Annotated in this window: 14 protein-coding genes and 1 tRNA gene; 8 read left to right on the top strand and 7 right to left on the bottom strand. The window is 58.1% G+C overall.

Annotation, left to right across the window (positions count from 1 at the left end; all coding sequences use genetic code 11):
• Nucleotides 1–170: 170 nt before the first annotated feature.
• The 3 genes from OE750_RS00005 to OE750_RS00015 form a co-directional block, all read right to left on the bottom strand.
• Nucleotides 171–656 carry a DUF2244 domain-containing protein gene (locus OE750_RS00005; protein WP_263760101.1) on the bottom strand — a complete coding sequence of 162 codons (486 nt, stop codon included), beginning with the start codon at nucleotides 654–656 and terminating at the stop codon, nucleotides 171–173.
• Nucleotide 657: 1 nt separating this feature from the next.
• Nucleotides 658–1,239 carry a hypothetical protein gene (locus OE750_RS00010; protein WP_263760103.1) on the bottom strand — a complete coding sequence of 194 codons (582 nt, stop codon included), beginning with the start codon at nucleotides 1,237–1,239 and terminating at the stop codon, nucleotides 658–660.
• 84 nt (nucleotides 1,240–1,323) lie between these two features.
• Nucleotides 1,324–2,994 carry a cytochrome c oxidase subunit 1 gene (locus OE750_RS00015; RefSeq protein WP_263760105.1) on the bottom strand — a complete coding sequence of 557 codons (1,671 nt, stop codon included), beginning with the start codon at nucleotides 2,992–2,994 and terminating at the stop codon, nucleotides 1,324–1,326.
• Between the two features lie 332 nt (nucleotides 2,995–3,326).
• On the opposite strand from OE750_RS00015, the gene OE750_RS00020 reads away from it, so the two are divergent.
• Genes OE750_RS00020 through OE750_RS00035 form a run of 4 tightly spaced genes read left to right on the top strand, consistent with a single transcriptional unit; the run spans nucleotide 3,327 to nucleotide 4,900 of the window.
• Nucleotides 3,327–3,692, top strand: coding sequence for a DUF1428 domain-containing protein (locus OE750_RS00020; protein WP_263760108.1), 366 nt, complete (start codon nucleotides 3,327–3,329; stop codon nucleotides 3,690–3,692).
• Nucleotides 3,692–4,039, top strand: coding sequence for a DUF1801 domain-containing protein (locus tag OE750_RS00025; protein WP_263761147.1), 348 nt, complete (start codon nucleotides 3,692–3,694; stop codon nucleotides 4,037–4,039). The genes OE750_RS00020 and OE750_RS00025 overlap by 1 nt, the downstream gene beginning before the upstream one ends.
• 49 nt (nucleotides 4,040–4,088) lie before the next feature.
• Entirely contained in the window at nucleotides 4,089–4,430 is a 342-nt protein-coding gene (locus tag OE750_RS00030) for an ArsR/SmtB family transcription factor (RefSeq protein ID WP_263760110.1), read from the top strand.
• Complete coding sequence (locus OE750_RS00035) at nucleotides 4,427–4,900, top strand: SRPBCC family protein (RefSeq protein WP_263760111.1); 474 nt, start codon at nucleotides 4,427–4,429, stop codon at nucleotides 4,898–4,900. The genes OE750_RS00030 and OE750_RS00035 overlap by 4 nt, the downstream gene beginning before the upstream one ends.
• A gap of 56 nt (nucleotides 4,901–4,956) precedes the next feature.
• Here the strand turns inward: OE750_RS00035 and OE750_RS00040 are convergent, their stop codons facing one another.
• The 3 genes from OE750_RS00040 to OE750_RS00050 form a co-directional block, all read right to left on the bottom strand.
• Nucleotides 4,957–5,412, bottom strand: a complete 456-nt coding sequence (locus tag OE750_RS00040) for a c-type cytochrome (RefSeq protein ID WP_263760113.1) — start codon at nucleotides 5,410–5,412, stop codon at nucleotides 4,957–4,959.
• Between the two features lie 94 nt (nucleotides 5,413–5,506).
• Complete coding sequence (gene lipB, locus OE750_RS00045; RefSeq protein ID WP_263760116.1) at nucleotides 5,507–6,169, bottom strand: lipoyl(octanoyl) transferase LipB; 663 nt, start codon at nucleotides 6,167–6,169, stop codon at nucleotides 5,507–5,509.
• A gap of 10 nt (nucleotides 6,170–6,179) precedes the next feature.
• Nucleotides 6,180–6,971: a LytTR family transcriptional regulator gene (locus tag OE750_RS00050; RefSeq protein ID WP_263760118.1), complete on the bottom strand. Its 792-nt coding sequence runs from the start codon at nucleotides 6,969–6,971 to the stop codon at nucleotides 6,180–6,182.
• A gap of 66 nt (nucleotides 6,972–7,037) precedes the next feature.
• Between OE750_RS00050 and OE750_RS00055 the strand changes: the two genes are divergently transcribed.
• The 4 genes from OE750_RS00055 to OE750_RS00070 all read left to right on the top strand — a co-directional run bounded on the left by OE750_RS00055 (nucleotide 7,038) and on the right by OE750_RS00070 (nucleotide 9,795).
• Nucleotides 7,038–7,514, top strand: coding sequence for a DUF2306 domain-containing protein (locus OE750_RS00055; RefSeq protein WP_263760120.1), 477 nt, complete (start codon nucleotides 7,038–7,040; stop codon nucleotides 7,512–7,514).
• An 87-nt stretch (nucleotides 7,515–7,601) separates the two neighbouring features.
• A tRNA-Leu gene (locus tag OE750_RS00060) sits at nucleotides 7,602–7,688 on the top strand.
• A gap of 131 nt (nucleotides 7,689–7,819) precedes the next feature.
• Nucleotides 7,820–8,497, top strand: coding sequence for a hypothetical protein (locus tag OE750_RS00065; protein WP_263760122.1), 678 nt, complete (start codon nucleotides 7,820–7,822; stop codon nucleotides 8,495–8,497).
• Between the two features lie 68 nt (nucleotides 8,498–8,565).
• The gene (locus tag OE750_RS00070) at nucleotides 8,566–9,795 is read left to right on the top strand and encodes an acyl-CoA dehydrogenase family protein (protein ID WP_263760124.1); all 1,230 of its coding nucleotides are present in this window, start codon (nucleotides 8,566–8,568) and stop codon (nucleotides 9,793–9,795) included.
• Between the two features lie 73 nt (nucleotides 9,796–9,868).
• Here OE750_RS00070 and OE750_RS00075 read toward each other — a convergent pair whose 3' ends face one another.
• Nucleotides 9,869–11,926, bottom strand: a complete 2,058-nt coding sequence (locus OE750_RS00075; protein WP_263760126.1) for a chemotaxis protein CheA — start codon at nucleotides 11,924–11,926, stop codon at nucleotides 9,869–9,871.

The raw sequence follows: 11,926 nt of genomic DNA on the forward strand, positions 1-11,926 counted from the left end.
TTTTGGTGTTGTCGGGCGCTGGTGGTTTCGTTGGGGTGATCTTGATTTTGTTGCCTGGGGTTTTTTTTTTTTTTTTCGTTTTTATTTGTTTTCACTCCCACCCGCCGGGGGAGCTTTGCTCCCCCGGACCCCCTCAAGGTATTTTTGAACAGAAGAAGGGCAGAGCTGGTTTAGGCCTGCGCTTTTTTGAGGGCATCGGTGAGTTCACCGATCAGCGCTTTGCGCTCGTCCTCGGAGAGGAATTTGCCAAGCTCGACCTCGCGGCCGTTGCCTTTGAGGGTGATGTAATGCGGCACGGGGCCCTGACGCGGGTAGATATGGGCGCGGGTCCAGTAAGTGTTGCAGGACCAATCGAGCGGCGCGCCTTTGTGGGGGATATGGGTGAGTGTGGTTTCCTCCGGGCCTATTGTGAGCACTTCGCGGGCATCGCCTGTGCGGTAGGTGTGCATGAAGGCAAAATAGAGCCCCGTCAGCGTGACGAGAACAAAGGGTAGCATCCCCCAGAGAAGAGAGGTTCCGATGAGCCCGAAGAGCGGAATAATGGCCAGAATGAAGATGCAACCGAAGACCACGGCGAAGCCACGGATCGGCAGGCTGCGATGAGGCCAGAGGGTGAGAGCCTGGCCTGTGTCGGTTTTTGTCCAGCGATAGGGCATATCAGGCGCTCCTTTGGCCTTTGAGCGCGCGCAGCATCGAGACCACGAGTTGTATGATGAAGCCTGCCAATGCGACGGCTGTGAGGGTGAAGCCCACTGAGGCTGCGATGATGAACAGTTTGTCGGGCGTGCGGGCTGTGGACCAGTCATAAAAGCCTGCAAAATAGGCCAGGGCGAATGTCATCGGCTCGGTGGCGGCGGCAAGGCTTGCCATGGGCGCGGCGAGCCAGCGGGTGAAGCGGCTGTAGAAAGTGGCGCGGCGCAACTCCTGGAGCCAGTAGAGCGCGGCTGAGGCGGCCAGAAGGGCTGCGTTGAGCAGAGCGAATGCCGGGGGGAGGCGCACGGTGCTTGTGCTGTGGCTTCCGCCTTCGCTTGTGAGGGTGAGCACGCTGGAAAAGGGCCATGCCTGAAGCCCTGGCGCGCTTATGAGCGCCTCGAAGGCGTAGGCGAGCAGGGCTGCCCCGCCCATAAGGGCTGCCAATGTCAAAAACAGGCGCGAGATCCGCAGGCCCCGCCGTGCCAGCCATAGGCCGTAGAGCGGCACGGCAATACAGGCGAGAAAGGGCAGGCTTGGATAGAACATGACGTGCGGGCCTTCGGGTGAGCGAAACGAAAATGGGGCCCCAGATTGCTCCGGAGCCCCGTTTTGTCTTGTTAGAGCATCCGCTTAGTGAGCGTGCTGCTTGTCCCAGTCTTCCTGTTTTGGAAGCTGCTCGAACGTGTGCTCGGGCGGTGGGGAGGGCAGTGTCCACTCAAGTGTATCGGCATATTCGTTCCAGTAGTTGTTTTCGGTCACTTTTGCGCCGCGGAAGAGTGTGTAGAACACGATGCCGAAGAACAGGATGAACGAAGCGAACGACAGGAATGCGCCCCATGAGGAGACATAGTTCCAGTAAGCGAAGGCTTCAGGGTAGTCGATGTAACGACGTGGCATGCCCTGACGGCCGAGGAAGTGCTGCGGGAAGAATGTAATGTTCACACCGATGAAGAACATCCAGAAGTGAACCTTGCCCCAGAACTCCGGATACTGGCGCCCTGTCATTTTGCCCATGTAGTAATAGATACCGGCAAAGATGGTGAAGGCCGCGCCCATTGACATCGTATAGTGGAAGTGCGCCACGACGTAGTAGGTGTCATGGTAGGCACGGTCGATGCCTGCCTGGCTGAGAACAACGCCTGTCACGCCACCGATGGTGAAGAGGATCAGGAAGCCGATGGAGAAGAGCATCGGTGTTTTGAACTCGAGGCTGCCGCCCCACATGGTCGCGATCCACGAGAAGACCTTGATCCCTGTCGGGATCGCGATCGTCATGGTGGCGAGCATGAAGTAGCTTTGCTGTGTCAGCGAGAGGCCAACGGTATACATGTGGTGCGCCCAGACGACGAAACCGAGGGCCCCGATTGCGATGATGGCCCAGACCATTGGCAGATAGCCGAACACAGGCTTGCGCGAGAATGTCGCGAAGATGTGCGAGACAAGGCCAAAGCCCGGCAGAACCACGATGTAAACTTCGGGGTGACCGAAGAACCACAGGATGTGCTGATACAAGATCGGATCACCGCCACCGGCAGGGTCAAAGAAGGTTGTGCCGAAGTTGCGGTCGGTGAGGAGCATCGTGATCGCGCCGGCCAGAACGGGCAGGGCGAGGAGGATGAGCCACGCGGTTACAAAGATTGACCATGCAAAGAGCGGAACCTTGAACAGTGTCATGCCGGGAGCGCGCATGTTGAGGAAGGTTGTGATCATGTTGATCGCGCCGAGGATCGAGCTGGCGCCCGAAACGTGGACCGCGAAGATCGCGAGATCCATCGACATACCGCCTTCAAGCACCGAGAGGGGCGGGTAGAGAACCCAGCCAACACCCGAGCCGAGCTGGTCGTTGCCGCCGGGTGAGAAGAGCGAGGCCAAGCCAAGCGCAACACCGGCAACATACATCCAGAAGGAAAGGTTGTTCATCCGCGGGAAGGCCATATCGGGCGCGCCGATTTGCAGCGGCATAAAATAGTTGCCAAAGCCGCCGAAGAGCGCCGGAATAACCACGAAGAACATCATCAGGACGCCGTGATAGGTGATAAACACGTTCCAGAGGTGTCCGTTCGGGGTGCAGGCATCTGTGGATGAGAAGAAGCGAAAGCCCTCCATACACATATGCTGAACGCCCGGGTGCATGAGCTCGAGGCGCATGAACACGGTGAATGTAACGGCGATCAGACCGGCAAGAGCCGAAACGATCAGATAAAGCAGACCAATATCTTTGTGATTTGTCGAAAGGAACCAGCGCGTAAAGAAGCTGCGGTTATCTTCGTGGTCGTGGCTGTGAATGGCTGCGTCTGCCATGCGTGCCTCCCTTTGGTGCAAAAAATCGGCATACGTCAGGGGGAATCCAGCGGGAATCCCTGCGCGCATACGGGGTGTATCATTTATACGTTTTAGAATGTGTGGGCCGCTGGGGCAACGGGTGAAGTTGATCCAGATCAAATTATATTGTCGCACCCCTCTTGTGCGAGATCAAATCACTTCCAATGGGAGAGCTTTCTTCAGGGGGCCTTGCTGGAAGCGGTTTCATTTTGTTTGATGAGAAGAGTGTTTTTCGAGTAGCCTGTGAGGGCGATAGGACTGCGGCCAGCGGCCAGAAGTTGCTGCCAGCCGCGTAAACTCGGGGATATTAAATGACTTATATCAGTGGATTTGTTGCGGCCGTTCCAGCGGGAAACAAGGCAGAGTATGTTGAGCACGCCAAGAAGAGCTGGCCGATTTTCAAGAAATACGGAGCGCTTCGGATGGTTGAGACCTGGGGTGACGAGGTGCCGGACGGAAAGGTGACCTCATTTCCGATGGCTGTGAAGCTGACGGATGGGGAGACTGTTGTTTTCAGCTGGATCGAGTGGCCCGACAAGGCGGCAAGTGATGCATGTATGAGCTCGATGCAGACAGACCCTGAATGGGAGGCTTTGGGCGACATGCCATTTGACGGCAAGCGCATGATTTTCGGCGGCTTTGAAGCGCTACTGGATTGCTCTGCCGGCGAGGCGTGATGAACGCTCTGGAGCAGGACGGGGTGACAGGTGCTCTGGACGCAATCATCCGTGCGGTCGCGCCAGATGTGAGCCTTGTGCCGAAATATGGCGGCACTCTTTACACGCTTTGGCCCGAGCAGAAGGGGGGCCAGTTTTGCGGTATCTTCCCCTACAAGGCGCATGTTCAATTGGCGTTCAGCGAAGGAGCAATGCTGGCCGACCCTGACCGGGTGCTGGAGGGCACGGGCAAGTTCCGCCGTCATGTGAACTTTACGGCTGTGAGCGAGATTGACGAAGGAGTCATTGCCGCGCTGCTGAAAGAGGCGGTGATGCGTTCGCGGGGGGGCAAAGGAATAGTTAGTTGATTGGCTAAGTTTTATTGACAGTCTGTTGGGCTGCATGATACTAAGGCGTATGGCTAAGTTAGATTTGACCCTCGACCTCTGTTTTGCTACACTTGGAGACCCAACTCGGCGAAGGATTTTGCAGCGCCTCGCACGCGGAGACGCCAGTGTGAGCGAATTGGCCGAGCCTCATGACATGGCGCTTCCGTCATTCATGGGGCACCTCAAAAAGCTGGAAGAGGCAGGGCTGATAACATCGGCCAAACAGGGTAGAACGCGCATCTGCACTCTGTCGCCCGATGCCTTTTTGCCTGCGAAAAGCTGGCTGGGCGAACAGGACGAAATCTGGGAAGGCCGCCTCGACCGCCTTGATGATTATGTGACCAACCTTATGAATGAGCGCGCTAAATGAAACTCGACCCCGAAACCGACCTCAGCTTTACCCGCACGATAAACGCGCCTCCTGCGCTTTTGTGGGAGTGTTGGACAACCCCCGAACACATCAAAAACTTCTTCATGCCAAAGCCACATTTCATTGAGGCTTGCGACATTGATCTCCGCGTTGGTGGCCGCTTCAACACAACTATGAATGTTGATGGCAACAAGATTGAAAACAAAGGGGTTTATCTGGAAATCGTAGATGGCAAGAAGCTTGTCTTTACAGACACATATAGTGAAGGGTGGGCACCCGCTCCGGATCCGTTCATGACGGCTATTGTCGAATTTGAAGACGACGGCAACGGCGGCACAACTTATACAGCCACCGCGCGTCATCGTTCATCGGAAAGTCGGCAGACCCATGAGGATATGGGCTTCTTCGACGGGTGGGGAACTGTCGCCACGCAACTTGAAGAATATGCGCAATCTCTTGCGAAGGGTTGAAAAAGAAAACGCCCCTGCGGTTGGCGGGGGCGTTTTGGTCTGTGTCAGCTCGTAGCTTAGTCTGTAGAGGCTGCGGGCTCTTCTGCCGCGGCTTCTTCTTCCATGGCCGGGCCAACGGAGGCGAGCCATGCGGCGACATCTGCGCCGCCACCTTTCAGCTTGAATGACATTTTTGATTTCGCTGCGAAGTCATTGTCGCTCAGCCATGCTTTGGGATCTTCGGTGTAGATCGCGATGGCTTCCTGGGTCCAGACGAACTCGGCGGCGGCTGCATCTTTCAGGCCGTCGCCGTATTTGAAGCCGTCCACACCGCCAGCCACGCGGCCGACAACACCATAAAGGTTCGGGCCGGTTTTGCCGCCTTTTACGATTTCTTCGCCATCGTCAGAGACGACCATGTGGCAAGCTTTGCATTTTTTGAAGTCTTTTTCGCCGGCATCGATATCACCTTCGGCGAAAGCGGGAGCGGCGACCATGAGGGCGCCCGCAGTGAGGAGTGTAAGGGTTTTCATTGCTAAAGAGTCCTTTGGTTTTGTTTGGTCTTGCGCAGACCTGATATGTGGCTTTGGAGCCTTAGATGCAACGGACAATTCGACGCGGCTGCATCTAGGCGCAGTTTGGCGTTTCCATGGTGCGTTTATAGGCGGTTTTGAGCGCTACGTCGAGATCACCCATGGTAACGGGCAAGCCGAGATCGACCAGCGAGGTGACGCCGTGCTCTGAGATCCCGCAGGGGACGATGCCTGAGAAGTGTTCCAGATCTGGCTCGACATTGATTGAAATGCCATGAAAGCTGACCCATTTGCGCAGGCGGATGCCGATGGCAGCTATTTTGTCTTCAGGCTTTGCGCCCGTTGCGGTGAGAGGTTTGTCATCACGCGTGACCCAGACACCAACGCGGCCTTCGCGGATTTCGCCGGTGACGTTGAATTCGGCGAGGGTTTCTATGACCCAGCGTTCGAGATCATGCACAAAGCAGCGCACATCGCGGCCCCGTTTTGCGACATCGAGCATCACATAGACAACCCGCTGGCCGGGGCCGTGGTAGGTGTATTGCCCGCCGCGTCGCGCCTCGTAGACAGGGAAGCGATCGGGCGCGACAAGATCTTGCGGCTTGGCCGAGGTGCCTGCGGTGTAAAGCGGCGGGTGCTCCAGCAGCCAGATGCATTCGGGCGCTGTGCCTGCGGATATGTCCGCGACACGGGTTTCCATGAAGCTCAGCGCTTCTTCGTAGGGCACGAGGCCGTCAGAGTGTTTCCATTCGATCATTTCGGTTCCTTCAGCGCGGCAAGAGGCCTGCCTCTTTCAAGGCAGGGATATAGCTGCGCGAGGCGGGAATGTCGCGCCCGTCTTTTAGGGTGATGCGGGCTTTGTCGCCCTCGCGGGTGACTTTTTCGATCTGTGCAAGTGCGACCCAATGAGAGCGGTGAACTTGCAGGCCCGTGTCTGAACCTGTTTCCTTGATGGCATCGGAGAGCCGCATAAGGACGAGCGACGCGCCTTTTGTGGTGACAACTTCGACATAGTGATCCTGCACCGAAAGCGAGATGAGCGGCCCGCGTTTGGCATAGTCGAGCCTTTGCAAGAGATGTGGCGGGCCTTTGGGCGCATCGGGCATGTGGTGAGCCGTGTAGTAGAGTGCGAGCGCGATGATTGCGGCGGTAATGAAGACCGAGGCGAGCAAGCTGCCAAGGTAGGCCGTGTCGGTGGGGGCTGTGCCGAAGGCGGCCCAGTTGAGTAAGAGCACCAGCGCACCGACGCTGAGGGCTGTGCAGATCGCGACCATGGCGGGAGCGAGCCAGACTGGCCCTCTGTTTTCGAAGTGGCGCGCGCAGAGCAAGGCAGTGAAGCTGCCGAGCGCAAATGTGAGAGGGGCGGTGAAAGCCCAGTAAGCCAGCCGCGCGGGTAAGCGCAGGGTTTCGTAGGTGCCAAAGGGGCCGGAGACAGCGAGGAAAACCACAACCCCTGACAGTGCCGCAAGATTGCGCGGCGAGGTGAAGGTGCGCCGCAACTCACGAAGCGCGGAATGCGTTGGGCTGTCTTTCACGTAGCGGGTCCGTTCTTTGGGCAAGGGCGGCTGACGCCGCTTTCGCTCTGTCTTAGCCGATTTGTGAACCAAGACAAAAGGAGCTTTGACATGACGATTGACCCGATCCTGAGCGCACCCGTGGCGGTGCAATTGCATTTGCTGGCGGCCCTGGCTGCGCTGGCGCTGACACCTGTGATGCTTTTGGTGGCAAAAGGCACGCCGCGCCACAAGGCTTGCGGGCGCATATGGGTGGCCGCAATGGCACTCACGGCAGCAAGCTCGTTCTGGATTGCCGAAATTCGGCTTATCGGACCGTGGAGTCCGATTCATATTCTGTCGCTGATCACGCTCTTTAGCCTGTTTGAGGCGGTGCGCGCCGCACGAAAGCGCCGTGTTTCGACGCATAAGGCCTATATTTTCGGAGCAATGCTCGGGCTTTTGGGGGCAGGGCTGTTTACGCTCGTACCGGGGCGGCTATTGTCGGACAGCCTGTTTGCGGGCTTTGAAACACTGGGGTTTTCGGCTTCGCTCGTGATCGGCGGAGCGGGGCTTTTCTGGCTGACCTTGCGCTGGCGGAGGGCGTGACGCGATTATTTCGCAATTGCGCGCTCATTTGCTCTTCACATCCCTAAAGGCTTTCGTTAAACGACCCTTCACCAAGCCTAGAGCATTGCGGTCGTGGCGGAATTGGTAGACGCGCAGCGTTGAGGTCGCTGTGAGGTAACACTCGTGAGGGTTCGAGTCCCTCCGACCGCACCAATACAACTCCCAAAACAGTCTTACTTTGTCTCCGCATAAGCGGAATAATTCTGTTCGGCGTTGGGCCGTTGAACTGAGGCGTCGCGTGGTGCATGACTGCTGCATTGAACGTAGTTAATTCGAGTGAACACATGTTTCAGATGGATCTTGCAGAGCGCGCAGCCGTGCATCTGGCCGAATTGCGCAAGCTGGGTTTTGATGTGTTGGCGAGCGACGACTTCGAGCAGATCGAAGAGCTGATGCAGGCCGCTGGCAGCCCGTTTCGCACGCCGATGTTCGATCTGCGGCGCAATGATTTTACCAAGGGCGAGGCCTTTTGGCTGTTTTTGATGCGCGCTGGAAAGCCTGCCGGCGGATTGGCCGCGCGTTTGGTTGACCTGAAAGACGAGAATTTTTTTAACTATATGCAGCGAACGTCGGCGCAACACTATGGAGCCGACGCACCGTTGGCGGCCATGGCCGCGCCGCTACGCCAGCGCCTTGCGGGGCGGCTTGTGCACCTTGGCGAATTGCATTTGCGCGCGGAGGATCTTGCCAAGCCCGAGCTCATGCGCGCGTTCGGGCACATGGCTGTTGTGCTTTCGGCGATGAGCTGGCCTGAATTTGACTGGATGTATAGTTTTGCGCCTGAGGCGCACAGCACGTTGCAAGCGGCTTACGGCTTTCCTATCGTTACGCCTCATGCGTTGAGCTGGCGTGCGCCTGTGCCTTACGCCCATGAAAGCACCGAAGCGGTGATTTATCTCTCTAAAGTGGATTTTCTGCATTTGCTCAGCCTTGGCGCACGCCGCACGCAAGACGTAACGTGACGCGCAGCGCCCCTTTACTCTGAGGCTTGGCAGGTTTCTTATCGGGGGAAACCACGAGGAGATGAGACATGGATCTGGGATTGCGGCCGGAGGCTGAAGCACAGCTTGCCAAGGTGAAGGCGATGATTGCGGACGAGATTATGCCGCTGGAAGAGGCCTACCACGCAGAAATCGGCAAGGGTGAGCGCTGGGGTTATACCGCGCGGCAGGCTGAAATTCTGGAAGGGCTGAAGGCGGAGGCCAAAAAGCGCGGGTTGTGGAACTTCTGGCTGACCGACAGCGAAAAGGGGCGTGGGCTGAGCACTGTTGAATATGCCTACTTTGCTGAAGAGATGGGCAAAACCCCGATGGGGGCGGAGGTGTTTAACTGCGGAGCGCCCGACACCGGAAATATGGAAGTGTTCGAGCGCTATGGCTCGGACGCCATGAAGGAGCAGTGGTTGAAGCCGTTGCTGGCGGGCGAGATTCGCTCGGCTTATCTTATGACGGAGCCTGACGAGGCCAGCTCGGACGCCACCAACATCTCGATGTCTTGTGTGCGGGATGGTGACGACTGGGTGCTGAACGGAGAGAAATGGTGGGCCTCGGGTGCAGGTGACCCGCGCTGCAAGGTATATATTGTGATGGTGCGCACGGGGGGGGACGATGCTCCCAAGCACAAGCGACATTCGATGATTGTTGTGCCTGCCGACACAAAGGGTGTCGAGGTGTTGCGACCTATGCAGGTTTATGGCTCTGATGACGCGCCGCACGGGCATATGCACATCCGCATGACGGATGTGCGTGTGCCAGCCGAAGCGATGATTCTTGGCGAAGGGCGCGGATTTGAAGTGTCGCAAGGGCGGCTCGGGCCGGGGCGTATTCATCATTGTATGCGCGCAATCGGCCAGGCCGAGGTCGCGCTTGAGATGATGTGTCGCCGCAGTTTACAGCGCGCGGCTTTTGGCAAGCAACTGGCGCACCTGGGCGCGAACTACGATATTATCGCCAATGCCCGTATGGAGATCGAACAGGCGCGGCTTCTTTGCCTGAAGACCGCGTGGATGATGGACCAAGGCGATATGAAAGCGGCGGCACCATGGATTCACCAGATCAAGGTGGTTGCGCCGCTTATGGCGCTCAAGGTGATTGACGAGGCTGTGCAGATGTTTGGCGCGGAGGGTATTTCGCAAGATACGGCTTTGGCGAAAATGTGGAAAAACGTGCGCACGCTGCGGCTTGCGGACGGGCCTGATGCGGTGCACCGCCGGCAGGTCGCGCGGGTGGAGCTGCGCCAGTATACGCAGGAGCGTATCTGACAAGAAAAAAGGGCGCCCGCGAAGGGCGCCCGAGGTTAAGAGCAATCAGGATAATGTCGTGCCCCTTGCGGGTTTAAGAACCGGATGCGCGTGCATCGGGGCGATAGGAAATTTGCTCGGAGGCTTCAAAACGGCCGCCGCCGAGCTTGCGGATTTTGCCCGCGCGCAAGAGTTGGCCGAAGGAGCGCAGACGATCCTCGCGAGAGGTGCCGGCGTGATCGGTGCCTTCGAGTTTGGACATAAGTTGTGGGCGCGAGAAAGCATCCTGTCCCTCAACGAAGGCCATGTAGGAGGCAGCAGCCTCCAGCACTTCACCGAGGTTTTGCGCGCCGGCATTTTCAGCATAGTCGGCGAAATCACTGGAAATTTCGGGTGCTTTGTCGTGCACCAGAGTCTGGGTTACGCGCACACGGCGCGGGCGCACGGGGCCTTCGGGCTGGGGCGTGTCGATGCGCTGCTCGGCCACCAGTTTGAGCGGGGCAGGGCGGCGCACTTCTGGGCGCGTGCCTGTGCTGTGAGCGGCCACAGGGCGGCGCGGACGCACGGCTGTTTCCAGATCATCACGGTAGACTTCGGTGTCGCGGCCATCTGCGCCAAGGTCTCCGCCCATGTCACGTTCGGCTTCCGTGGCTTGCACAGCGGCGCGCAGGTGGGCGATGGCGTTGCGGCGGCCGCGGCCTTCGTCTTCATCGAGCTTGCTGTTTGTTTCTTCCAGAATGCGGCCCATCTGGTCGTCGGTTTTTGTTTCGACAAGGCGGGCGCTGCGCACGGCGCGGACGGCAGAATTTACGTTGTTGTCGGTTTCGTCGGAGAAGAGGTTGCCTGTGGTGTCTTCACCAAGGTTTTCGTCATCATAGACCTCGTCTTCATCTTCATCGTCGTCAAAAACAATGTCGAAGTTGTTGCCAGCTGCGGTATCGGCAGAAATGTTTCCGGCGCCCAGCTCGGCTTCGACGGCGGCGAGCTCGCGCATGAGGTCTTCTTCATCCTCATGCGACAGGGTTGAACTTTCATTTTCGCCATCTTCATCTTCTTCTTCGATATAGCCGTCTGAGATGGCCGCTTCGAAATCGGTCTTTTTCATTTTGATGACGCGGGCGCGAACGGGCGCGACTTCCTTGTTGGCCTCGTCGTCGCCAACGAAGGATTCGGCTTTGGGGGCGTCATTGGCCGGGTCGGTTTGACCTGCGCTGTCGGAGGCGCTGAGCCTGTCGAGCATGGCACCGATGTCGTCTTCCTCGCCTTCGTCCTCATCATCAAGGGCATATTCGGCTTCGGCGGCGGCAATGGCAGCAGCTTCGGCTTTTGCAGTGGCTTCCGCCTGTGCTTCCTCTTCGGCTGCGGCGCGGGCGGTTGCCTCGGCTTCGGCCTGTTTTTCAGCCTGTGCCGCTTCTTCCGCTTCTGCGGCGCGGCGGGTCTCTTCGGCGGTATCGTCAGCCTCAAGGGCGGCGGCGATATCGCTCTGTGCGCCTGTCAGGAACTCTTCGGTGGCGTCTTCGTCATCTGTGAGAACATCCTCGGCGTGCTCGTCCTCGGAATAGGCGCTTTCAGCTTCATGTTTGGACACGACATCGCGGATACGTTGCAGCTTGGCAGCGACGCTATCAGGATCAACCGCCGTTTTAGGGGCAGATGGCATGGGCTCGGCGTCAGGTTCTGTCAGAGTGTCATCAGCGATATAGGAAGCCTGGCTTTCGGCCACCAGAGCGGAGAGGCCGGTGATGGAGGCTTCTTCTTTCGCAGGTTCGATTACGGGTGCGGGGGCAGGCGCGGGGGCTTCGGCTTTTACCTCGGGCGCTGTGGCGTCTGGTGCGGGCGCTTCCGGCTGAGCTTCAGGTGTTTGGGCCGGCTTGGCAGCCATGGGCAATGTGCTGGAGGCATCGGCGCGCAGAACAAAGGTGTTCTCGTCGCGGTGCGCTTCGACACGGCGCGAGATTTCGCGCTCGGCGATTCGGGCCAGCATCTCGGCGTCAGGGCTGGGCGGCTCTGCGCCGAAGTATCTGTCATCGGCAGCAAGATCGCGGAAATATTCCGCGATGGCTTTCATCGTGCCAAAAGAATCGTCGAAACCCTCCAGTGTGCACGAGAACGTGCCATAGGAGACGGTGAGGATCTTGTTCGTGTTAACCAT

The organism is Lentibacter sp. XHP0401, assembly GCF_025751535.1.
Lineage (GTDB): Bacteria > Pseudomonadota > Alphaproteobacteria > Rhodobacterales > Rhodobacteraceae > Lentibacter.